Annotated in this window: 24 protein-coding genes and 1 pseudogene; 12 read left to right on the top strand and 13 right to left on the bottom strand. The window is 64.3% G+C overall.

All coding sequences use genetic code 11. The features are described 5' to 3' along the window. Positions 1-3: 3 nt before the first annotated feature. Positions 4-609: an aminoacyl-tRNA hydrolase gene (pth, locus tag I6F35_RS23920; RefSeq protein WP_225120114.1), complete on the top strand. Its 606-nt coding sequence runs from the start codon at positions 4-6 to the stop codon at positions 607-609. 69 nt (positions 610-678) lie between these two features. Beyond that, positions 679-1,776 carry a redox-regulated ATPase YchF gene (ychF, locus tag I6F35_RS23915; RefSeq protein ID WP_225120113.1) on the top strand — a complete coding sequence of 366 codons (1,098 nt, stop codon included), beginning with the start codon at positions 679-681 and terminating at the stop codon, positions 1,774-1,776. On the opposite strand, the gene I6F35_RS23910 is transcribed toward ychF, so the two are convergent. Further along, positions 1,777-2,070: a DUF4282 domain-containing protein gene (locus tag I6F35_RS23910; protein WP_225120112.1), complete on the bottom strand. Its 294-nt coding sequence runs from the start codon at positions 2,068-2,070 to the stop codon at positions 1,777-1,779. It abuts the gene before it with no gap. Between the two features lie 206 nt (positions 2,071-2,276). Between I6F35_RS23910 and I6F35_RS23905 the strand changes: the two genes are divergently transcribed. The 3 genes from I6F35_RS23905 to I6F35_RS23895 all read left to right on the top strand — a co-directional run bounded on the left by I6F35_RS23905 (position 2,277) and on the right by I6F35_RS23895 (position 3,508). Next, positions 2,277-2,738, top strand: a complete 462-nt coding sequence (locus tag I6F35_RS23905) for a MaoC family dehydratase (RefSeq protein ID WP_225120111.1) — start codon at positions 2,277-2,279, stop codon at positions 2,736-2,738. Positions 2,739-2,743: 5 nt separating this feature from the next. After that, a complete protein-coding gene (locus I6F35_RS23900) occupies positions 2,744-3,223 on the top strand; it encodes a MaoC family dehydratase (protein WP_225120110.1) in 480 nt (159 codons plus the stop codon). A gap of 141 nt (positions 3,224-3,364) precedes the next feature. Further along, a complete protein-coding gene (locus I6F35_RS23895) occupies positions 3,365-3,508 on the top strand; it encodes a hypothetical protein (RefSeq protein WP_225120109.1) in 144 nt (47 codons plus the stop codon). Between the two features lie 58 nt (positions 3,509-3,566). Here I6F35_RS23895 and I6F35_RS23890 read toward each other — a convergent pair whose 3' ends face one another. The 10 genes from I6F35_RS23890 to I6F35_RS23845 all read right to left on the bottom strand — a co-directional run bounded on the left by I6F35_RS23890 (position 3,567) and on the right by I6F35_RS23845 (position 13,070). After that, positions 3,567-3,704 (bottom strand): hypothetical protein, encoded by a 138-nt coding sequence (locus tag I6F35_RS23890; RefSeq protein ID WP_165435628.1) that lies wholly within the window; start codon positions 3,702-3,704, stop codon positions 3,567-3,569. A 234-nt stretch (positions 3,705-3,938) separates the two neighbouring features. Continuing rightward, entirely contained in the window at positions 3,939-4,361 is a 423-nt protein-coding gene (locus tag I6F35_RS23885) for a hypothetical protein (RefSeq protein WP_225120108.1), read from the bottom strand. A 154-nt stretch (positions 4,362-4,515) separates the two neighbouring features. Beyond that, the gene (locus I6F35_RS23880) at positions 4,516-5,454 is read right to left on the bottom strand and encodes a hypothetical protein (RefSeq protein WP_225120107.1); all 939 of its coding nucleotides are present in this window, start codon (positions 5,452-5,454) and stop codon (positions 4,516-4,518) included. Between the two features lie 254 nt (positions 5,455-5,708). Further along, positions 5,709-6,149, bottom strand: coding sequence for a nuclear transport factor 2 family protein (locus tag I6F35_RS23875; protein ID WP_225120106.1), 441 nt, complete (start codon positions 6,147-6,149; stop codon positions 5,709-5,711). Positions 6,150-6,335: 186 nt separating this feature from the next. Continuing rightward, positions 6,336-6,602 (bottom strand): hypothetical protein, encoded by a 267-nt coding sequence (locus I6F35_RS23870; RefSeq protein ID WP_225120105.1) that lies wholly within the window; start codon positions 6,600-6,602, stop codon positions 6,336-6,338. Between the two features lie 1,023 nt (positions 6,603-7,625). Beyond that, positions 7,626-7,841 (bottom strand): hypothetical protein, encoded by a 216-nt coding sequence (locus I6F35_RS23865; RefSeq protein WP_225120104.1) that lies wholly within the window; start codon positions 7,839-7,841, stop codon positions 7,626-7,628. 273 nt (positions 7,842-8,114) lie between these two features. Then, positions 8,115-8,321: a pyridoxamine 5'-phosphate oxidase family protein gene (locus I6F35_RS23860; RefSeq protein WP_225120223.1), complete on the bottom strand. Its 207-nt coding sequence runs from the start codon at positions 8,319-8,321 to the stop codon at positions 8,115-8,117. Between the two features lie 2 nt (positions 8,322-8,323). Next, a complete protein-coding gene (gene uvrB / locus I6F35_RS23855; RefSeq protein ID WP_225120103.1) occupies positions 8,324-11,254 on the bottom strand; it encodes an excinuclease ABC subunit UvrB in 2,931 nt (976 codons plus the stop codon). A 543-nt stretch (positions 11,255-11,797) separates the two neighbouring features. Continuing rightward, complete coding sequence (locus I6F35_RS23850) at positions 11,798-12,037, bottom strand: hypothetical protein (RefSeq protein ID WP_225120102.1); 240 nt, start codon at positions 12,035-12,037, stop codon at positions 11,798-11,800. Positions 12,038-12,158: 121 nt separating this feature from the next. Continuing rightward, entirely contained in the window at positions 12,159-13,070 is a 912-nt protein-coding gene (locus I6F35_RS23845; protein ID WP_225120101.1) for a LysR substrate-binding domain-containing protein, read from the bottom strand. 172 nt (positions 13,071-13,242) lie between these two features. Between I6F35_RS23845 and I6F35_RS23840 the strand changes: the two genes are divergently transcribed. The 4 genes from I6F35_RS23840 (at position 13,243) to I6F35_RS23825 (ending at position 16,038) form a co-directional block, all read left to right on the top strand. Next, complete coding sequence (locus I6F35_RS23840; RefSeq protein ID WP_225120100.1) at positions 13,243-14,004, top strand: sulfite exporter TauE/SafE family protein; 762 nt, start codon at positions 13,243-13,245, stop codon at positions 14,002-14,004. Between the two features lie 11 nt (positions 14,005-14,015). Beyond that, positions 14,016-14,249 (top strand): hypothetical protein, encoded by a 234-nt coding sequence (locus I6F35_RS23835; protein ID WP_225120099.1) that lies wholly within the window; start codon positions 14,016-14,018, stop codon positions 14,247-14,249. Between the two features lie 149 nt (positions 14,250-14,398). Then, positions 14,399-15,106 carry a glutathione binding-like protein gene (locus I6F35_RS23830; RefSeq protein ID WP_225120098.1) on the top strand — a complete coding sequence of 236 codons (708 nt, stop codon included), beginning with the start codon at positions 14,399-14,401 and terminating at the stop codon, positions 15,104-15,106. Positions 15,107-15,342: 236 nt separating this feature from the next. Then, positions 15,343-16,038: a glutathione S-transferase family protein gene (locus I6F35_RS23825; RefSeq protein ID WP_225120097.1), complete on the top strand. Its 696-nt coding sequence runs from the start codon at positions 15,343-15,345 to the stop codon at positions 16,036-16,038. On the opposite strand, the gene I6F35_RS23820 is transcribed toward I6F35_RS23825, so the two are convergent. After that, positions 16,039-16,713, bottom strand: a complete 675-nt coding sequence (locus tag I6F35_RS23820; RefSeq protein ID WP_225120096.1) for an HAD family phosphatase — start codon at positions 16,711-16,713, stop codon at positions 16,039-16,041. Further along, on the bottom strand, positions 16,710-16,913 hold the full coding sequence (locus I6F35_RS23815; RefSeq protein ID WP_225120095.1) for a hypothetical protein: 204 nt from the start codon (positions 16,911-16,913) through the stop codon (positions 16,710-16,712). The genes I6F35_RS23820 and I6F35_RS23815 overlap by 4 nt, the downstream gene beginning before the upstream one ends. Before the next feature lie 103 nt (positions 16,914-17,016). Between I6F35_RS23815 and I6F35_RS23810 the strand changes: the two genes are divergently transcribed. The 3 genes and pseudogenes from I6F35_RS23810 to I6F35_RS23800 all read left to right on the top strand — a co-directional run. Next, the gene (locus I6F35_RS23810; RefSeq protein ID WP_225120094.1) at positions 17,017-18,522 is read left to right on the top strand and encodes a DUF1800 family protein; all 1,506 of its coding nucleotides are present in this window, start codon (positions 17,017-17,019) and stop codon (positions 18,520-18,522) included. A 3-nt stretch (positions 18,523-18,525) separates the two neighbouring features. After that, positions 18,526-19,755, top strand: coding sequence for a DUF1501 domain-containing protein (locus I6F35_RS23805; RefSeq protein ID WP_225120093.1), 1,230 nt, complete (start codon positions 18,526-18,528; stop codon positions 19,753-19,755). A gap of 73 nt (positions 19,756-19,828) precedes the next feature. After that, positions 19,829-20,164: pseudogene (locus I6F35_RS23800) on the top strand (DUF559 domain-containing protein); the annotation flags it as partial. Positions 20,165-20,299: the final 135 nt, after the last annotated feature.

Below are 20,299 nucleotides of genomic sequence, written 5' to 3'. Positions count from 1 at the left end.
GTCATGCGACTCTTTGTTGGCCTCGGTAATCCTGGCGCGAAATACGCTGACAACCGGCACAACATCGGGTTCATGGCCGTCGATGAGATTGCGCGGCGTCATGGTTTTGCACCATGGCGCCGTCGCTTTCAGGGCGAGGCATCCGACGGCGTGCTCGGCCATGAGAAGGTGGTGCTGCTGAAGCCGACCACCTACATGAACGAGTCCGGGCGCGCGGTGCAGGAAGCGCAGAATTTCTTCAAGCTTTCGGCCGCCGACATCACCGTGTTCCAGGACGAGCTCGAGCTGCCGCCGGCGAAGGTGCGCGTGAAGATCGGCGGCGGCATCGCCGGGCATAACGGCTTGCGCTCGATCTCAGCCCATATCGGCAATGAGTATCGCCGCGTCCGGCTCGGGATCGGTCATCCCGGGATCAAGGAACTCGTGCACAGCCACGTGCTGTCGGACTTCGCCAAGAGCGACCGGCCGTGGGTCGAGGCGCTCTGCGAGGCGATCGCCGACAATGCTGGCCTGCTCGCGGCGGGGCAGGACTCGTCGTTCCAGAACAAGGTACACCTGACTTTGCAGGCGAAGGGGTTTTTCGACAGCAAGGAAGAGGGCGGAAAGTAACGCTCGTCATCGAGGGCGACCTCAGTCAATTCAGCCGCTGCACATTCGCGCGGGAGATCGGAAAGTACGATGGGATTCAAATGCGGGATCGTCGGGTTGCCCAATGTCGGCAAGTCGACGCTGTTCAATGCGCTGACGGAAACGGCTGCGGCGCAAGCGGCGAACTATCCGTTCTGCACCATTGAGCCAAATGTCGGCGAAGTCGCTGTTCCTGATCCGCGGCTCGACAGGCTCGCAGCGGTGGCAAAGTCGGCGCAGATCATTCCGACCCGGCTGACCTTCGTCGACATCGCCGGCCTGGTCCGCGGCGCTTCCAAGGGGGAAGGGCTCGGAAACCAGTTCCTCGCCAATATCCGTGAGGTCGATGCGGTCGCGCATGTGGTGCGCTGCTTCGAGGATTCCGACATCACCCATGTCGAGGGCAAGATCGCGCCGCTGGCCGACATCGAGACCATCGAAACCGAATTGATGCTGGCCGATCTCGACAGCCTCGAGAAGCGCGTCGACAATCTCACCAAGAAAGCCAAGGGCAACGACAAGGAGGCCAAGGAGCAGCTCGACCTCGTCAACCGCACCCTGGTGCTGCTGCGCGAAGGGAAGCCCGCGCGCGCTCTCGAGCGCAAGCCGGAGGAGGAGCGCGCCTTCCGCATGCTGGGGCTTCTGAGTTCCAAGCCGGTGCTTTATGTCTGCAATGTCGAGGAAGCTTCCGCGAAGGATGGCAACAGCTTTTCCAAGCAGGTGTTCGAGCACGCGAAGAAGGAGGGCGCGGTCGCCGTCGTGATCTCCGCCAAGATCGAATCCGAGATCGCAACGCTGTCACGCGAGGAGCGCACCGAATTCCTGGAGACGCTCGGGCTCGAGGAGGCCGGCCTGGACCGGCTGATCCGCGCCGGCTACGAACTGCTCCATCTCATCACCTATTTCACCGTGGGCCCAAAGGAGGCGCGGGCCTGGACCATCGACCGCGGCACCAAGGCGCCGCAGGCGGCCGGCGTGATCCATACCGATTTCGAGAAGGGCTTCATCCGAGCCGAGACCATCGCCTATGACGACTACGTCGCGCTCGGCGGCGAAGCCGGCGCCCGCGATGCCGGCAAGCTGCGGCTCGAGGGCAAGGACTATGTCGTCGCCGATGGCGACGTGATGCATTTCAGGTTCAATACCTGATCATCGCATCCCGCCCTGGTCGCGGATCGCGCCGAGATGCTCATTGATGCGGAACACGATCAGGATGAATTCGGCGACGATGCGCGAGAGCACGATGCCGACCACGATGCTGGTGAGCGAGGCGAGCAGCAGGATGAAGCCGCCGAACGGGCTGATCGCCATGGCGGCGAGGCTCCAGAGGATTCCGTAAATGCCGAACAGCACGATCACGCCGATGACCAGCCAGTAGAACGTCTTGATGATCGTGGGGGTAATGAAGCGGTCCCACTGGAACAGGTCTTGAAAATCGAACATCGGTGATTCTCCCGGCCAATCGATTTCGAATCGCGCCGAAGCAGGGCTAGCTCCGAACCTGTGTCCGGGCAAGTCGGGGAGCGGTACGCGGGGCCGGTACTCCCCCGCTATGGTGGTCTTCCTTGAAAGCAAGCCATGTGGGCGGGCGGGTTGAGATTGTCGTAAATAACGGCCACAATCAGCCCCTCCCTTCAGAAATCCCCAGCATGACGACGCTTACTTTCGAAGATTTCAAGATAGGCCATTTTGGCACCTTCGGTCCCCGCCACGTTACGCGCGAGGAGATTCTGGCCTTTGCCGCCGAGTTCGATCCACAGCCGATGCATCTGGACGAAGAGGCGGCGAAACGATCGATGCTCAAGGGCCTGTCCGGCTCGGGCTGGCATCTCGGTTCGCTGACGATGCGGATGCTGGCGGACGGCTTTATCTGCCGCACGGCCTCGCTCGGCTCACCCGGCGTCAACGAGATGCGCTGGCTGTCGCCGCTGCGCCCCGGCGACGATTTGACGCTGGATGTCGACGTGGTCGACGCGCGGGTCTCGCGCAGCCGGCCTTCGACCGGCATCGTCACCTTCAAGTGCACCGTGCGCAACGCGGCCGGCGTGGTGTTGTGCGAGATGGAATCGCCGATCATCGTCGGCCGGCGAGCCGAAGCGGCGGCGGGGTAGCATCGATGCGCTTCTTTGAGGATATCGAGATCGGCACGCGGCGCGAGCTCGGCTCGTTCACCTTCACCGCCGAGGACATCAAGCGGTTCGCGGCGCAGTTCGATCCGCAGCGCTTTCATCTCGACGAGGAGGAGGGACGGAAGTCGCTGTTCGGCGGCCTGGCGGCGTCGGGCTGGCATGTCGCCTCCGTCTGCATGAAGCTCCTGGTCGCCGACGGCAAGCGTCTGGCGCAGCAGATGGCTGCGCGCGGAGAAGAGGTCCCCGTGTGGGGACCGTCGCCCGGCTTTCGCGAGCTGCGCTGGATCAAGCCGGTGCTGGCCGGCGACACCATCAGCTACGCCAATGTGGTCGAGACCAAGCGCACCTCCGAGAAGCGCCCCGAATGGGGCATTCTGCAGGGCCGCAACACCGGCACCAACCAGCGCGGTGAACTCGTATTCTCGTTCCTCGCCACCGCCTTCGTTCCGCGCCGGAAGGCGGACTGAACGCGGATTGCATGGTTTAAGGGAACCGTTGCGTTCTTAACCGTATCCGACGAATTCCGGAAACGATCTATTTGCTAACCCATTTTGAACTTTCTGCCGGCCATATCAGACCCAGGGAAAGCACCACCGTAGGGAACGACAATGGCAGATCGTGTCGCGCTGAAAGTTCTGGGCGCTATTTTCGCGACCGTAACGATTGCGGTGATGCTGACCACCGGCATGGTGGTGAAGGGCTATGCCGACGGCGCCTTCACGCTCGAGAGCAGCGCCATCGTCCGGCGCTGATTTTCAGCATCTGCTAACCATGAGCGGCCAGGCCGTCGGGCGACCCGCCTGTGCGGCCTCAGCGGCTCCAGATCAACACCATCACCACGGTGGCCGCGATCAATAGTCCGACGAAGCGCAGCATGATGGTGCCGACACTGTGCGGCGACTGCCGCAGCGGAATGGGATCGGTGTTGTCAGGCCGAACGCTCTGCATCAGTGCTGGTTTCCCCCAGGAACGGCCTGCCGGGCGGCATCCGTCGTGGCGTGATCCGGATGGAGACGATCACGCTCAAAAAATCATCGCGCTCTTTGCTTGAGCATGATCGCTTCGGATCATGCCTCGTCGCGCGCTGCGCTTTTTATCGTTCAAATCATTTTAGTCAAATAGAAACCGCCGCATCCTCCGCACGGGTGATGCGGCGGTCTGAATTTATTGCAATCGCCGAGATCAGCTATTGCGCAGGCCGTCGGCGGCGCGTTTCCACTGCGTGACGTTGTCGGCGATCATGCGGGTCGACTTCATCGCGGCCTGGCTGAGCTGTGCGTAGCCCGAGATCTCGCGCTGGACGCGCTGGCCTTCGGCATGCAGGAGGTCGCGCAGGCTTTCGAGCTCGGAGATCAACTTCTCGATCTCCGCGAGCGACGTGCCGGCGACGCGCTGGATCAGCGAGTTGACATTGTTCACGGTGGCCTCGGTGTTCGGCTCGAGTGGTTCCGTGCTCACCTGCGGCGGCCGGCGCAGATACGCGATATCGTTGCGCACGAATTCGCGGATGCCGGCCTCGACGTCCGAGACGGCGGCGAGGTTGTTGTCGATTTCCGTCTCTTCTACTTCCGTTTCAACTTGCTCGGAACGATTGGTGGCGTTCATCGGCTATTCCTCTGTTACGCAATGACGCGAGCGCGGAAGGCCCCCGCCGCACGACGACGTGAAGAGCAACTATGGGCGTCCGATTTTGACCGCATCTAGGCCAAGTTGCGGCAATGGTTCGATCATTCCTTAAGGGATTGCGACCGCGGCCGGCTCACCAGGAGCGCTTGAACCCGGCCGTCAGGCTCCTGTTGACGGGGCCCTGTGCGGTTTCGCCGATCGAGCCGGAGATGGTGATGCCATCGAACAGCTTCTGCTCGGCGCCGATCCGGTGCAGCCATTTGTCCTCGCCGGTGGCGAGCGTCTGGCCGGCGATGAAGCTGGTTCCCAGATCGTTAATGCTCAGCCTGGCCGATTGATCGGCCTCGTAGCTACGCGAGGGATGGCTGACGATGCCGGGGACGGGCACCACGCCCTGCTGGATCAGATTGTAGCCGTTCTGTAGTGTCAGCGAATACTGGTCGGCGAGCGGCACCGACTTGCTGAGCGAGGTCCCGAACCTGGTCTGGTCACTGCCGGGATCGACGCGGGCCTCGACCGAGGTCTTGTCCCAGATCGAAGCGACGCCCGGCGCTGTCACCGCGGCCCAGGCGGTGCCGGAGGATTGCGGAAGGCTGCCGCCATTGGCGAGCCGTTCCGACAGCAGTTCGGAATTGGTCAGCGTGCCCGTGCCCTGCCGCGCGATCGTCATGTCGGCGCCGATCCGCGTGTCCCAGAACGGCGAGATCGATTGCTTGACCGAGACCGCGGAGGTGCCGTTGGCGTTGTTGTTCTCCGACCATGCCGCATCACTGCTATCAGCCTTCTTCGGCGCGGCGGCTTTCCTCGACGTCAGCACGGTATCGGAGGACGAGGCATCGGCGCTGAGCAGGCTCCAGTCGAGCTTGTCGACGTCGACGTCCTTCATCACGTCGGCGTCGCTGGATTCGGATTCGGGCGCGGCTTCCGCGGCAGCCGGTGTCGGGTTGTCGATACCGCTCCAAGGGGAAATCTGCGCGGAGGTCTGCGCCGCTGCCGGCAGCACCATCGCGAAACCAAAGCCCGCAGCCAGTACCGGCAACCACGCCCAGCCAGATCGTCGTTTGGAAGTCATTCCCGCAGCCCGCATTCCAGCCGCAACGATACGCCTTATCCTAGCGCAAAATTGTGACGCAACGTTCTCATCGCGCGACAGCATGTAACACGAATCGGATCGTCATGGCCGGGCACAAGAGCGTGAAACGCGTTCAGCTCGTGTCCCGGCCATCCGCGCCTTCCCGGGGCTGGCAAGAGGAAGGCATTTGGATACCCGGGAAACGCCCGGGTACGACGAAACTAGTCCAGCGAATGATGACGATGGCGAGGTGCTTATTGCGCCACTGCGATCCGCGGCAGATGGATCGGGTAGCCGACCGTCTGCTCGACCAGGTCGAAGCTGTCGACCAGGACGCGGAAGCGGGTCAAAAGGCCGCCGCGGAATTGCGCGAAATGCGCGATCCGCACCGAAATCGGCTTGCTCGAATCGAGCGAGGTCAGCGAGTAGCGCATCATCGAGGCCGCGGAATCGACGCCCAGCATGATGGACTCGCGATCGAAGCGGCGGACACGGAAGTTCTCGGCCATCTGCCTGATCACCTCGAGCACGGCATCCTTGCCCTGGCGTGCGCCGAAGAAGGAAAACAGGTCGATCGGTCCGTAAATCGCCCATTCGACGTCATCGTCGATCAGGGCGGCAACATCCGCTATCTGGCGTTCGTTGATCGCGCGATGAAACGCGCGCGAAAAACGCCAGAGACTATGCTCTGTCATTTATCGTCTTCCCGAATCTGGATTGCAAAACAGCAATGGCGAAAGGGCGTCCGCACCGACGCCGCGCCAGATTGCTGCACTTCAAATTTCAGCGCTTCAAATAGAGTGGTTGCGCCAGAACGCAATTGTTATTTTTGCATTGCACAAATGCAGACTTTTTTCGCGATTCCCGCCTTTTGCGGTCCGTCAGCGGTCGAGACGCGGGACCGGTTCGGGCTCGATCGCGGTTTCAGCGTCGCGGATCGCGATCACGGCGAACAGCAGCGCGCCGCCGATGCCGCCGATCACGGCTCCCAGCGGCATGAAAGTGAAGAACACCAGCATGCCGCTATAGCCTTCAAAATTCGAGGTTTTGAAGATCTGGATCCAGGCAAGCCCGGCGCTGATGCCGAGCGCGGCGCCGCTCAGCGCACCGAATGCCAGGCCCAAAAGCGCCAGCAACGCGATTCTCATGGTGTGTCGTCAGCCCCCGTCGTCCACAACATCCCGGGTAGTTGGTCACACAAGCGGCGGTGAGGTTCAACCTGGCGGCGAATTATTGGGGAGATGTTGTTCCGTGCTTGGTGGATAGGCTGCGGGACGGAGACCGTCATTGAGCGAAGTGAAGCAATCCATTTCTCGGCTTGTGGAGGCATGGATTGCTTCGTCGCTTCGCTCCTCGCAATGACGGGCGGCGAGTTTCTGATTCAAATGTCAAACAGCTCTCCACTGTCATCGTCCGCCACCGGGTCGGCGCTAAGCGCCGCCCGATGACAGGCTCCGGCGGAGATCCAGTATTCCAGAGACGTCAGTGCTTATGCCGAGAGGCCGCGGGATACTGGATGCCCGCCTTCGCGGGCATGACGGTGGAGTGAGGATGTAAGTTCTCGCGGCGCGTTGCGTCCGAGTCTTGCTTCACTTTCCACCCTCTCATCGAAGTGAGGGCGCAGGGAAAGCCGGGTGCCGGTTGCACCCGTGGGCCCCGTGCAACAAAAAGCACGGGGGTAGGACCACAGATCAACCGAAGCAACTCCGGCTTTCCCTGCGCGATGGTTTACAGGCTTACTTCGTGCTCTCCCCGGTGACCGGGCTTTCTTGCCACCGTCGCCCGCAGATTATCTCCGCGAACTTAGCGCCAGCGTCGGGGCGCCAGAACCACACGACTTCGCCGTCCGTGATGCCTGTGCTCGTCAGTCACGTGCTCCACGTCCACCGCATCCCACCGCAACGTTCGTGACGATCGCGATCCGCCCCTCATCTGGGTGAGACGCGCGGAGTTAAATCACTGATTTGCCCGACGACGAAAGCGGAATGTTTTTTGTATGAGGGATGGACAGACTTTTGGTGATTTGCCCGTCGGGTTACTTTGTCGCGCCTGCTTGATGCGGATTGCGCTTGCGTGCGCAGCGAAGCAGTTCAAATCCGCGCGGGCGAATGCATGGATTTCGGACAGCCGCTAACGCGGCTTCCGGAATGACCACAATCCACCGGCGCACTTTATTGCAAGCCGTGCTTATGCAGAGCGATGATCAGGACACGAATGATGCACTCCGAGATCGTTTCCTCTTGTAGCCGCACCTGCTGCAGCCGCTCCCACGTTGCCTCGTTGACCGGTATCAGCCAGTTGCCGTTTGGCAAGCGCCGTCCGATCGGGGGCTCGACCGCGCTCTCGATCAGGGCGCGGCACTCCTCAGTGATCTCAATAACCGGCATTGCCTTGATGGAAGTCCTCGCGCGCGGGAAGCGCCCGGTGTTGGCCCGAGCTGGAAAAATCCACCAGTTAAATCGCGGCAATGCTTGCCGTGCGTGACAAATCCTTAATTGGTGTCGCAAACGAGACGCTGCTAACGACGCCTGCGCTCCGACGCGGCACGTGGCGCGGCGGGAGCGCCAACCAAGGAAAAAGTTGTCGCCGCTTGACTGCTGCGCGTCACTGCCCCCGACGCGCGGCTTTTCTCTTCACAGCGGCCGATCGCGGCTTTGTGGTCATCGCCGAACGTCGCTGGCCGCGACGCGCGGGTCGGCGCGAAGGTTGGCGTATTTGCGCGAAGTTGCGAGCGTGTCGAAGATGATTTCAAGCGCATCGGTGACGGTGATACCGACCACGGCCGCCTGCGGCGATGCGGCTCCGATCGTGGAGACCACCGCGAGCCGATGCTTCCGCAGGAAGGCGTGAAGCTCGGCGCGCGTCATGCTCACCGCCTCTTCCACCCACCCCGTTTCCCCGGCGTGCCGCCGCTCGACCGCGGCGCTGGCCCGAACTCCGGCCCTGACTGCCGCGAGTCCGTTGGCTGGATGATCCGGCTTGTGCTGCCGAACGGTTTTGCCGGTTTGGCACCGGGGTTCGGGCGATAGGGCAGGGATTCCGGGCCGTGCATCTCGTCGAGATGGGGCTTGTGGACTTTCGAGCCGGAACTGCCGCCGGCCCCGATCGCCGAGGTCACGCTCTTCTTCTTCATCGCGCTCACCGGCACGTTCGCGGCGTCGCCGTATTTCCTGGTGCCGGCATAGGCGCCGGCCTTACCCTGCACGGTGCGTTGCTTGACGGTGGGATCGTCGACGACGGCCATCTCGGTGGCGCGCAGGCGTTTGACCTCGTCGCGCAGGCGGGCCGCTTCCTCGAAGTTCAGATCGGCGGCGGCTTCGCGCATGCGCGTCTCGAGATCGGCGAGCACGGCTTCGAAATTGTGGCCGATCGAGATCACGTCGTCGGTCATGTCGTGGCCGCCGACTTCGACCAGCACGTGGTCGCGCTCGTAGACGGAATTGAGGATGTCGCCGATCGACTTCTTCACGCTCTCCGGCGTGATGCCGTTGGCGGCATTGTATTCCATCTGCTTTTCGCGGCGGCGGTTGGTCTCGGCGATCGCGCGCTCCATCGAGCCGGTCATGCTGTCGGCGTAGAGGATCACCTTGCCGTCGACGTTACGCGCGGCGCGGCCGATGGTCTGGATCAGCGAGGTCTCGCTGCGCAGGAAGCCTTCCTTGTCGGCATCGAGGATCGCGACCAGCGCGCATTCGGGAATGTCGAGGCCCTCGCGCAGCAGGTTGATGCCGACCAGCGCGTCGAACGCGCCGAGGCGGAGGTCGCGGATGATCTCGATGCGCTCGATGGTGTCGATGTCACTGTGCATGTAGCGCACGCGGATGCCCTGCTCATGCAGATATTCGGTGAGGTCCTCCGCCATCCGTTTCGTGAGAACCGTGATCAGCGAACGATAGCCTGCGGCTGCGGTCGCGCGCACCTCGCCGACGAGGTCGTCAACCTGGGTGCGGGCCGGACGGATGTCGACGGGAGGATCAATAAGTCCGGTCGGGCGGATCACCTGCTCGACGAACACGCCGCCGCTCTCGTTCAGTTCCCAGCCGCCCGGCGTGGCCGAAACCGCGACCGTCTGCGGCCGCATCATGTCCCATTCCTCGAACCGCAGCGGACGGTTGTCCATGCAGGAGGGCAGGCGGAAGCCATATTCGGCGAGCGTCGCCTTGCGGCGGAAGTCGCCACGGAACATGCCGCCGATCTGCGGGATGCTGACATGGCTCTCGTCCGCGAAGACCAGCGCGTTGTCGGGCACATATTCGAACAGCGTCGGCGGCGGTTCGCCGGGGCGGCGCCCAGTGAGGTAGCGCGAATAGTTCTCGATGCCGGCGCAGCTTCCGGTCGCTTCCATCATCTCGAGATCGAAGGTGGTGCGCTGCTCAAGCCGCTGCGCTTCGAGCAGCCGACCCTGGTCGTTGAGCTGGTCCAGCCGCATCTTCAGCTCGCTCTTGATCGACTTGATGGCCTGTACCAGCGTCGGGCGCGGCGTCACATAGTGCGAGTTGGCGTAGATCTTGATGAATTCGAGCTCGTCCTGCTTGTGGCCGGTGAGCGGATCGAACTCCTCGATGTTCTCGACGACGTCGCCGAACAGGTTCACGCGCCAGGCGCGGTCCTCATAGTGCGCCGGGAAGATGTCGATGACGTCGCCGCGGACGCGGAAGGTACCGCGGGTGAAATCCGCCGAGGTGCGCTTGTACTGCAGGGCGACGAGGTCGGCGATCAATTGCCGCTGGTCGATGCGCTCGCCCTTCTTCAGCGCGAACGTCATCGCGGTATAGGTCTCGACCGAGCCGATACCGTAGATGCAGGAGACCGAGGCGACGATGATGACGTCGTCGCGCTCGAGCAGCGCGCGCGTCGCCGCGTGGCGCATGCGGTCGATCTGCTCGTTGATCGAAGAGTCTTTCTCTATGTACGTGTCAGTGCGCGGTACGTAGGCTTCCGGCTGATAATAGTCGTAATAGCTGACAAAATATTCGACCGCGTTATCAGGGAAGAAGTTCTTGAACTCGCCATAGAGCTGCGCGGCCAGCGTCTTGTTCGGCGCCAGGATCAGGGCAGGGCGCTGGGTGGCCTCGATCACCTTGGCCATGGTGTAGGTCTTGCCGGAGCCGGTGACGCCGAGCAGCACCTGGGTGCGGTCGTTACGCTCGATGCCCTCGACCAGCTCGGCGATTGCGGTCGGCTGATCGCCCTTGGGCTGGTAGTCGGACTTGATCTCGAAGCGGACGCCGCCTTCGCTCTTTTCCGGACGCGGCGGGCGGTGTGGCGTCCATACCCGCATCGAGCCGTCGTCTTTGCGGAACTCGGGACGGCCCTCGCGGATCAGCGTCTCCAGCGCATCCGCCGTGGCCTTGACGCCGAGCGCTTCGGTCTTGCTGCGCGGCGGGCGGGCCAGCGCCTCCTCGTCGTCCTCAGCGGTGGGCAGGCCGAGCTGCCGCGCCAACTCCGGATCGAGCATCGGCACCGTCGCGGCGGTGCCGTAATTGGCCTGGGGCGCTTCGTCGAAGCTGCCCCGACCCTGGTTCTCCGCCGTTCGCGGGGGAGAGGCGGGAGAGGGAAATTCCTTCGGCGTCGAGGCCCGCGCGCGATGCGCCGCGGCCTCGCCGCCGGCACGGCGGTCGCGCGAATTGTCCGGCGGCGGCTGCAGGCCCGTGGACGAGCCGACGCCGCTTTCGCCGCGGTTGATGGCGGGGTTCAAAAGTTCGGCGAGCGCCGGCGCAATCGGGAGGACTTCGGGCCGGTGTGCTTTGGATCTGGGGGATTTGCCGGGCTTTTTGGGAGTGTCAGGTTTCTTCGCCATGGGGCGAATATGGGACGAGTCCTGCCGGCATGAAAGGGCGAATGCACGGGGCGTACCTGCGATGTCAGCAGGTGTCAGCAGCCGCGGAACTGCCCGGGATTTGGTGCGAGCGCGGCGCGACTTCTTCGCCTCTCCCGCTCGCGAGAGAGGCCGGATTTGGAGCGCAGCCACAAATCCGGGTGAGGGCTGTCTCCGCTTGCTCGGACCAATGCCGTGCGGCTGCGTCGGCGCCCCGTTGTCGGTCACCGCATTCGCGGAGGCGCCCCTCACCCGGCGCTTCGCGCCGACCTCTCCCCGCAAGGGCGGGGCGAGGTAAAGCAACACGTCAGCAGGCGGAGGAGGTGGTGTCCTCGACGATATTGAGGTGGATCCCGCCGCAGCCGGTGCAGCGCATCGCCCAGTATTCGGCGGCGCGGCCGGGGATGACGCGGAGCAGGGCGAGCTCGGCGTCGCATTCCGGGCAGTTGTTCAGGAACGGCGGCGCGGGCGGAAGTGCCGGCGCGGCTTCGCATGGCGGTGCCGCGGCAGCGAGGGCGCTGCCGACTACCGCGAGGTCGGCGACGGTTCGGTTGAGGTCACCCCATAGCGCCGGCCGTAGCGGTCGATCTGCGCCTTCGCGTGGGCGATCGCCGCATCCGGATCGGACCACGCAAAGCCGAGTTCGAGTGTCGGAAACGAGATGCCATCGATGACGACCGGCTCGCGATCGGCTCGTTGAATCCTGGCGTGCCATAGCCCCTTCCCTGCCTCGAATGAGTTGATCTCAAAGGCGCCGTAAATCATGCCCGCGATCCGATCCCAAGTCTTTTCCCAATTGGGACCAAAGCACGCCCTTGGCGCGGCACTTTGTGAACTGGTTCACACTTGGCGGGGAAACTTTCGTCGCAGGCGTGCGGGTGCGGCCTCACGCCGCGCCGCGCTGGCCCTTGCCGCGTGTGGCGGGTTCGGCCGCGGCGCGGATGACCCAGCGATGGAAGGCGGCAAAATCGCGCTGGCCGGTGCGGAAGCCGTGATAGACGAGGTACCAGCGCATGCCCTTCGGCACACTGAGCTCGAATGGCGCGACCAGCCGCCCCGCGGCGAGATCGTCGTCGATATAGGGCCGGATTCCCATCGCGACGCCAAGGCCGTCGACGGCCGCCTGCAGCGCCTGGCCGTAAAACTGGAACTCGGGCCCGCGTGCCGTGATCCTGGCAACGCCGGCGGCCTTCAGCCAGGTCGGCCAGTCGTCCGGCGAGTGCGCCACGCGGAGCAGGCTTCTGCCCTTCAGGTCGCCCGCGCGCCTGAGCTGGCTTGCCAGCCGCGGCGCGCAGACCGGCAACAGATCGGCGGCAAACAGCGGCTCGGCCACCAGCCCCGGCCAATCGCCGTCGCCAAGCTTGATGCCGCAGCTCCAGTCGTCGCTGAACGGCTCCGGCGCGGCGGCGCCGCCGGTGGCGACGCGAACCTCGATCTCGGGCTCCTGCTTCTGGAAATCGGCGAGCCGCGGGATCAGCCATTTCATTGCAAAGGTCGGTCCGACGCCGATGGTCAGAACACGGACGCTCGCCGGCGCGGTGACCTGCGCCGTGAGGCTCGCCAGCGCATCGAAGATCGGCGTCAAGCCGTTCTGGTAGAAGCGGCCGGCCGCGGTGGTGACGAGACGGTTGGCCTTGCGCTCGAACAACGCCACCCCGATCCGCTCTTCCAATAGATGCACCATCCGGCTGATCGCGGCGGCCGAGACATTGAGCTCGGCGCCCGCGGCGGCAAAGCTGCCGGTGCGCGCCGCCGCCTCGAATGCCTTGATGCCGTTGAGAAAGAGCAGCCGCCGCAAACCATTACCCTCAGGAAAGCTGATGCCAGGACGAGATAACTCAGTTTGCGCGACGCGTGCAAGCAGGGCAGAACATTGAATGCAAGACCTGAGGTTGAATTGGTGGCGGCGCGCTTCACCTCTCCCCGTAAGAACGGGGCGAGGGGGCGTAGGCAGTTCGCAGGAGATTCTCGTGAGCCCGCTTCTGATTGCAGCCCTTGGCGTGCTGATGGTCGCGACTGCGTTCCTGTCGGGGCTGTTCGGCATGGCCGGCGGGCTGATCCTGATCGGCGTGCTGCTCACCATCCTGCCGCTGCCGCCCGCGATGGTGCTGCACGCGATCACGCAGATGGCTTCAAATGGCTGGCGCGCCTTGCTGTGGCGGGCGCATATCCGCTGGCGGCCGGTTATGGTCTACATGATCGGCTGCGGCGTGGCGCTGGCGATCTGGTCGGTGACGCGCTACGTGCCGGATACGCCGATCGCGCTGCTGCTGCTCGGCATCACGCCGTTCATGGCGCGGCTGACGCCGAAGGGGATCAAGCCGAACCCCGATTCGGTCTGGCAGGGCACGTTCTACGGCTCGGTCTGCATGGGGCTGATGCTGATGACCGGCGTCTCCGGCCCGCTGATGGACACGTTCTTCCTCGGCGGCAATTTCGGCCGCCGCGAGGTGGTCGCGACCAAGGCGACCTGCCAGGTCGCGAGCCACTTCACCAAGCTGATCTATTTCGGCGGCATCATCGAGCAGGCCGCGACGCTCGATCCGGTGCTGGCGGGCGTGGCGGTGGCGGCCTCGATGCTCGGCACCACGCTGGCGCGGCGGATCCTGGAAGCGATGAGCGATGCGCAGTTTCGCACCTGGGCGAACCGGCTGATCACGACGGTCGCGGGTTATTACATCATTTATGGCGGCTGGCTGCTCGTGGCGCGCAACAGCGCAATGGCGCATTGAGGGAGGTCCGGATGCGTCAATCCGCGGACGCCCTCGTACTGGATCTCGTCGAATGGATTGCGCGCGAGCCGCGGCCTTATGCTGAGGTGATCGAGACCTGGCGTACCTCGTGCCCGCGCCTGACGATCTGGGAGGACGCCATCGACTTGGGCTATGTCGTGCGCCGCCCGACGATCGAGGGCTTACGGGTGATGGTCACGGAAAGTGGTGAACGATTCCTGCGCGAGCACGGCCGCATCGACTGATTGCCTCTCACCTGCGCGCCATGCAGGCCGCGCAGGGCCACTATCGTTTCGTGGCGATGCCATTGACTTGCACGAGTGAGCCGATCAAAATTCATGCAATCGCATCTTTCTTCGATGCGCGTTCCCTCCCAGCCGCAGGATCATGCCCAATGATCGACCTCCATTACTGGACCACGCCGAACGGCCACAAGATCACGATGTTCCTCGAGGAGACCGGGCTCGACTACAGGATCATCCCGGTCAACATCGGCAAGGGCGAGCAGTTCACGGCGGAATTTTTGGCGATCGCGCCCAACAACCGGATTCCCGCGATCGTCGATCATGCGCCGAAGGGCGGCAGCAAGCCGCTTTCACTGTTTGAGTCCGGCGCGATCCTGCTCTATCTCGCGGAGAAGACCGGTAAGTTCCTGCCCGCTGATCTCTATGGCCGCTATGACGCGATCCAGTGGACGTTCTGGCAGATGGCCGGCCTTGGCCCGATGGCGGGGCAGAACCATCACTTCCGCAACTATGCGCAGGAGAAGCTGCAATACGCCATCGACCGTTATGTGAACGAGACCAACCGGCTCTATGGCGTGCTCAACAAGCGCCTCGCCGACCGCGAATTCGTCGCCGGCGACTATTCGATCGCCGATATGGCGAGCTATCCCTGGGTCGTCGGCCACAAGAACCAGGGCCAGAACATCGACGATTTCCCGCATCTGAAGCGCTGGCTGCAAACGATCGAGGCGCGGCCCGCCACGGTGCGCGCCTATGCCAAGGCGAAAGAGGTCAATCCGAATTTCGGCCAGCCCGCGATCCGCACCGAGGAGGAACGCAAGATCCTGTTCGGCCAGACCGCGGCGGTGGTGCGGTAGCGCTGCTGTCGCGTCCCATGCTCCCTCTCATCATCCGCCGCCGGGTCGGCGCAAAGCGCCGCCCGATGACAGGCTCCGGCGGATGATCCAGTAACCACTGGCGGTCGCGTATCCATGTAGCCGCCGCGGTGTACTGGATGCCCCGCCTTCGCGGGGCATGACAGCTCTCTGGCTTCATCGCTTGCGCTCCTCGCAATGACGCTTAGTCTGTCTGCCGACATCAGCGAGATTGATCCATGGCGATGAAACTGTTCGAACTCGTCGGCACCGACGCCTCCCGTCCGTTCAGCCCGTATTGCTGGCGCACGCGGATGGCGCTGGCGCATAAGGGGCTCGGCGCCGAGTCGATCCCTTGGTGCTTCACCGAGAAGGAAGCGATCGCCCCGCATAAATCCGACAAGGTGCCGGTGCTGCTCGACGGCGATACCACGGTGACCGATTCTTGGGCGATCGCCAACTATCTCGAGGACACCTATCCCGACCGGCCCTCGCTGTTCGGCGGCGAAGGTGGCCGCGCGATGGGGCGCATGCTGAACTGGTGGGGCGATGTCACGGTGATCGGCGGCATCTTCCCGCTGATCGTCGCCGACATCCCCGCGCATCTTGCGCCCGATGATGTCGCCTATTTCCGCAAGACGCGCGAAGCACGGCTTGGCAAGCCGCTGGAAGAGGTCGCCGCCACCCGCGATCGCGCGGTCGAGGGCTTTCGCAAGAGCCTCGATCCGCTGCGGCTGACGCTGAAGACGCAGCCCTATCTCGGCGGCGACAGGCCGAACTATGCCGACTACATCGTGTTCGGCGGCTTCCAATGGGCGCGCGTCGTGAGCCCGTTCAAGCTGCTGGTCGAGAGCGATCCGGTCTACGCCTGGCGTGAGCGCCTGCTCGATGCGTTTGACGGCATGGCGCGGAAGTCACCCGGATACGAGGTGTAGCTACAGCGCACCGCGCTCGCGCAGCATCGCCAGCGCCGCGTTGAGGTCCGGCAGCACCGCGGCGCATTTGGCGCGCGTTTCCTCGGTCGGCGCGATCATGTCCGGCACCATCAGCGTGATGGCGCCGGCGGCGTGCGCCGCGGTCACGCCATGGTTGGAATCCTCGATCGCGATGCAGGCCTGCGGCTTCACGCGGAGCCGTTGCGCGGCCAGCAGATAGAGATCCGGGCTCGGCTTGCAGTGCACGACATCGTCACGGGTCAGGATGGTATCAAAGCGCGCGCGGATTCCGGCGAGAGTCAGATGCTGGTCGGCCGAGCGTCGCGAGGAGGAGGTCACGATCGCCATCGGATAGTCCGCAGATCGAAGCGCATCGAGCAGTTCGATGGCGCCGGCCTTCAGCGGCAGGCCTGCGCGAAGGATCTCGTCCCGGTTGGCGGCGAAAGCCCGGTTGATCTCGGCGAGCGGAAAGTCGTCGCCGTAGCGTTTCACCAGCATCAGCTCGCATTCCGGCCCGGGAAGGCCGATCATGGCGTGGCACAGGGCGACGACATCGTCGGTATAGCCACGCGCATTCAGCGCCGCGACCAGGCTGTCGAAATAGACCTTCTCGGTGTCGAGCAGCGTTCCGTCCATGTCGAGCAGGACGGCGCTGATGTCCCAGGGATCAGTCATGTCGCGGCCGCACCGGTTTGCTCGGCGACGAGCTTGCGCAGGCAATCCGGGCAAAGACAGTCGCCACCATCATGCGCCGGCATCGGCAGGCGATAAGGTTCCGCCGCACACCAGCACTGGCCCGAAGGATTGCAGGTGAACGCAGTGCCGCAGCGGGCGCAGGAAAGCCGGCGCGCGGTGCTTTCTGTCCGATTTGTCATGTAATCGGCTGCTCTCCTTTCGCGGAATTAATCCGGGGTTCATCCGGATGCACGCTATGATGTTGCAAATCATAAACCGAGGACGCCTCCGAAGGGAAATCCGATGGCCCGCGATTCGCAAGCAGCCCTTGTTGCGCTCAATCGCTTCGGGTTCGGCGCCCGCGGCGGCGCTTCCGGCGATTTCATCAATGCGGCCTCCGATCCGTGCGGCTTCGTCAAAGCCGAACTCAATCGCGCCAATGTTGCGCTCCTGGAGATGCCGGGGCTCTCCTCGACGCCGGCGCTCGGCAAGGCGCTGTTCGACTACCAGTTCGAGATCCAGCAGGCGCGCAATGCCGCCACCAAATCTACGGCGACGGAAGCACCGCCGGAACCGAATGTGCCGCACCGCAATCCGTCGCTCGCCTCGATCGCGAAGGAGATGGCGGCCAAGGAGACGATGGCGACATCCGACGCGATGCAGCCCAATCCACCGAAGCCGCCGCCGCCACCGGCCAACGTCATCCAGAAGACGTTTCGCGCCGAGGCGCTGGCGCGCATTCAGCGCGCGAGTTTTGCTGAATGCGGTTTCGTCGAGCGCCTCGTCGTGTTCTGGTCGAACCATTTCTGCATCTCCGCCAACAAGGGCGGGCTGGCGCGGATCTGGGCCGGCTCGTTCGAGCGCGAGGCGATCCGGCCGCATGTGCTCGGCCGCTTCGGTGACATGCTGAAGGCGGTCGAGCAGCATCCGGCGATGCTGTTCTTTCTCGACAACCAGCAGTCGCTCGGTCCGGACTCGCGCGCCGGCCTCAACCGCAACCGCGGCCTCAACGAAAACCTCGCCCGCGAGATCATGGAATTGCACACGCTCGGCGTCGGCGGCGGCTACACCCAGGACGACGTCACCTCGCTCGCGCGCGTCATCACGGGGTGGACCTTTGCCGGCCGGCAGGGCCAGCTCGGTCCGCCCGGGACTTTCGTGTTCAACGCCAATGCGCATCAGCCCGGTCCGCAGCGCGTGATGGGCAAGGTGTATGAACCCAATGGCGTGGCGCAGGGCGAGGCGGTGCTTGCCGACATCGCGCGCCATCCCTCGACGGCAAAATTCATCGCCACCAAATTCGCGCGCCATTTCGTGGCCGACGATCCGCCACTGGGCCTGGTGGCGCGGCTGCAGGATGTTTTCACCCGAACCGACGGCGATCTGAAGGCGCTCGCGACCGCGCTGCTCGATTCCGGCGAGGCGTGGGATGCGCCATTGACCAAGATGCGCTCGCCTTACGAATTCCTGATCGCCTCCGGCCGGCTGCTCGGGCGCAATCCCGAAGATCCCTCCCGCTATCTGGGCGGCCTCAACGTGCTCGGTCAGCCGCTGTGGTCGCCGGCCGGCCCGAACGGTTTTCCCGATACCAGCGCAGCCTGGGCCGCGCCCGAAGGCATGAAGCTGCGGCTCGATATCTCGGCGCAGATCGCCTCGCGGCTTGGCGATGGCGTCGATCCGCGCGAGCTGCTCGATCTGGTCGCCGCCGATGCCGCCTCGCCGGACACGCGGCGCACGATAGAGCGCGCGGAATCGCGCCAGCAGGCGCTGGCACTCTTGTTGATGTCGCCGGAATTCCAGAGGAGGTGACCGATGCAATGCTTTGAAGGCCTGCGCTCGCAAGCCACTTCGCGCCGCTCCTTGCTGCTCGGCGGCGCCGCCTTTGCCGCCTGGGCCTACTTGCCGAAATTCGCACGCGCAGCCGATGGCCGCGATCCGCGGCTCGTGGTGGTGATCCTGCGCGGCGCGCTCGATGGTCTTGCGACAGTAGCGCCGATCGGCGACCCCGAATACGCCGGCCTGCATGGCTCGATCGCGCTCCGGTCCGACGGGCCGAATGCGGCCGTGATGCTCGACTCCTTCTTCGGCCTGCATCCGGCGATGCCGGAATTCGCGCGGATGTATCGCGCCAGGCAGGCCGCCGTGATCCACGCGGTCGCGACCTCCTATCGCGAGCGCTCGCATTTCGATGGCCAGGACGTGCTCGAAAGCGGCTTTGCCGGTCCGGGCAGGGTGCAATCGGGTTGGCTCAACCGCGCGCTCGAAGCGCTGCCGAAAGGCGAGCGGGTGACGCGCGCGCTCGCGGTCGGCCCCACGACGCCGCTGGTGCTGCGCGGCGCGGCGCCGACCGTCGGCTGGGCGCCGGTCGCGCTGCCGCAGGCCGATGACGACACCGCGATGCGCCTGCTCGAGCTCTATCAGCATCGCGACGGCGCGCTCGCATCCGCGCTCACGCAAGGCCTGCAACTGGAGAAGGTCGCGCAGGGCGACGAGATGAAGCCGAAGTCCGGCACCAACGGCGTCGGTGCGATGCGGCTGGTGGCGCGCGGCGCGGCGAAATTGATGGCGGCCGATGACGGTCCGCGGATCGGCGCGCTCGCCTTCGACGGCTGGGATACCCATGCCAAGGAGGGCGGACCGGTCGGCCGTCTCGCGCAACTGCTCGGCGGCCTCGATGGCGCGCTGGCGGAATTCGAAAGCGGGCTCGGCGAACGCTGGCGCGACACCGTGATCGTGGTCGCCACCGAATTCGGCCGCACCGCGCGCATCAACGGCACCGAAGGCACCGATCACGGCACCGGCACCGTCGCACTGCTCGCCGGCGGCGCGGTGAAAGGCGGTCGCGTGATTGCCGATTGGCCCGGCCTGAAGCCCGCCAATCTCTATCAGGGCCGCGACCTCGCGCCGACCACCGATTTGCGTGCGGTGATGAAGGGCGTGCTGCACGACCAGTTCGGCCTCGCCGACCGCGTGCTGGCGGAATCGGTATTCCCCGATAGCCGCGCCGCCAAGCCGATGCAGGGGTTGGTGGCGGTGGTATAAACCTCTCCCCGCTCTTTTGCGGGGAGAGGTCGGAGGCGGCGCGCAGCGTCGGCTCCGGGTGAGGGGCAGGGCGATGCGTGGCCGCAATGAAAAAATGATCCGAATCGCGCGAAAGTTACGCGCAAACCAAACGGATGCAGAGACAGTCCTCTGGAATCGTATTCGGAGTCGTCAGATCGACGGGCATAAATTTGTCCGGCAGCAACCGATAAGCGGTTACGTCTGCGACTTTGTTTGCCGCGAAAGGCTTTTGATCATCGAAGTGGACGGCGGGCAGCACAGCGAGTCGGCGTCCGATGCAACACGTGATCGTCGCCTGACTGAGGAAGATTACAAAGTGCTCCGCTTCTGGAACAACGATGTGCTCGGCAACCTCGAAGGCGTTCTCAGTACAATTCAGGCTGAACTTCGCGGAGGGAGCCCCTTGTATCTGCTCGGACATGATTTGTGCGATGGAAGCGACTTGCGCTTTGGCCGGTGGCCACCGGCCAAAGCGCGTGGCGATGTCGCCCGTTTCCCCCTCCGGCTACAACCGTGGGTGAGC

Origin of the sequence: Bradyrhizobium sp. BRP22 (assembly GCF_020194175.1) — a bacterium.
Taxonomy (GTDB): Bacteria; Pseudomonadota; Alphaproteobacteria; order Rhizobiales; family Xanthobacteraceae; genus Bradyrhizobium.
The sequence above is the reverse complement of the archived record's forward strand: the minus strand, read 5'-3'. Positions and strand labels throughout refer to the sequence as shown.

Bases quoted from the DNA above. Each gene is read 5' to 3' on its own strand.
- pth (WP_225120114.1), top strand. From the start codon at position 4: ATGCGACTCTTTGTTGGCCTCGGTAATCCTGGCGCGAAATACGCTGAC.
- I6F35_RS23825 (WP_225120097.1), top strand. From the start codon at position 15,343: ATGGCGATGAAACTGTTCGAACTCGTCGGCACCGACGCCTCCCGTCCG.
- I6F35_RS23895 (WP_225120109.1), top strand. From the start codon at position 3,365: ATGGCAGATCGTGTCGCGCTGAAAGTTCTGGGCGCTATTTTCGCGACC.
- uvrB (WP_225120103.1), bottom strand. From the start codon at position 11,254: ATGGCGAAGAAACCTGACACTCCCAAAAAGCCCGGCAAATCCCCCAGA.
- I6F35_RS23865 (WP_225120104.1), bottom strand. From the start codon at position 7,841: ATGCCGGTTATTGAGATCACTGAGGAGTGCCGCGCCCTGATCGAGAGC.
- I6F35_RS23880 (WP_225120107.1), bottom strand. From the start codon at position 5,454: ATGACTTCCAAACGACGATCTGGCTGGGCGTGGTTGCCGGTACTGGCT.
- I6F35_RS23830 (WP_225120098.1), top strand. From the start codon at position 14,399: ATGATCGACCTCCATTACTGGACCACGCCGAACGGCCACAAGATCACG.
- I6F35_RS23835 (WP_225120099.1), top strand. From the start codon at position 14,016: ATGCGTCAATCCGCGGACGCCCTCGTACTGGATCTCGTCGAATGGATT.
- I6F35_RS23805 (WP_225120093.1), top strand. From the start codon at position 18,526: ATGCAATGCTTTGAAGGCCTGCGCTCGCAAGCCACTTCGCGCCGCTCC.
- I6F35_RS23870 (WP_225120105.1), bottom strand. From the start codon at position 6,602: ATGAGAATCGCGTTGCTGGCGCTTTTGGGCCTGGCATTCGGTGCGCTG.
- I6F35_RS23890 (WP_165435628.1), bottom strand. From the start codon at position 3,704: ATGCAGAGCGTTCGGCCTGACAACACCGATCCCATTCCGCTGCGGCAG.
- I6F35_RS23885 (WP_225120108.1), bottom strand. From the start codon at position 4,361: ATGAACGCCACCAATCGTTCCGAGCAAGTTGAAACGGAAGTAGAAGAG.
- I6F35_RS23820 (WP_225120096.1), bottom strand. From the start codon at position 16,713: ATGACTGATCCCTGGGACATCAGCGCCGTCCTGCTCGACATGGACGGA.
- I6F35_RS23850 (WP_225120102.1), bottom strand. From the start codon at position 12,037: ATGATTTACGGCGCCTTTGAGATCAACTCATTCGAGGCAGGGAAGGGG.
- I6F35_RS23810 (WP_225120094.1), top strand. From the start codon at position 17,017: ATGGCCCGCGATTCGCAAGCAGCCCTTGTTGCGCTCAATCGCTTCGGG.
- I6F35_RS23860 (WP_225120223.1), bottom strand. From the start codon at position 8,321: ATGACGCGCGCCGAGCTTCACGCCTTCCTGCGGAAGCATCGGCTCGCG.
- ychF (WP_225120113.1), top strand. From the start codon at position 679: ATGGGATTCAAATGCGGGATCGTCGGGTTGCCCAATGTCGGCAAGTCG.
- I6F35_RS23900 (WP_225120110.1), top strand. From the start codon at position 2,744: ATGCGCTTCTTTGAGGATATCGAGATCGGCACGCGGCGCGAGCTCGGC.
- I6F35_RS23815 (WP_225120095.1), bottom strand. From the start codon at position 16,913: ATGACAAATCGGACAGAAAGCACCGCGCGCCGGCTTTCCTGCGCCCGC.
- I6F35_RS23905 (WP_225120111.1), top strand. From the start codon at position 2,277: ATGACGACGCTTACTTTCGAAGATTTCAAGATAGGCCATTTTGGCACC.
- I6F35_RS23910 (WP_225120112.1), bottom strand. From the start codon at position 2,070: ATGTTCGATTTTCAAGACCTGTTCCAGTGGGACCGCTTCATTACCCCC.
- I6F35_RS23875 (WP_225120106.1), bottom strand. From the start codon at position 6,149: ATGACAGAGCATAGTCTCTGGCGTTTTTCGCGCGCGTTTCATCGCGCG.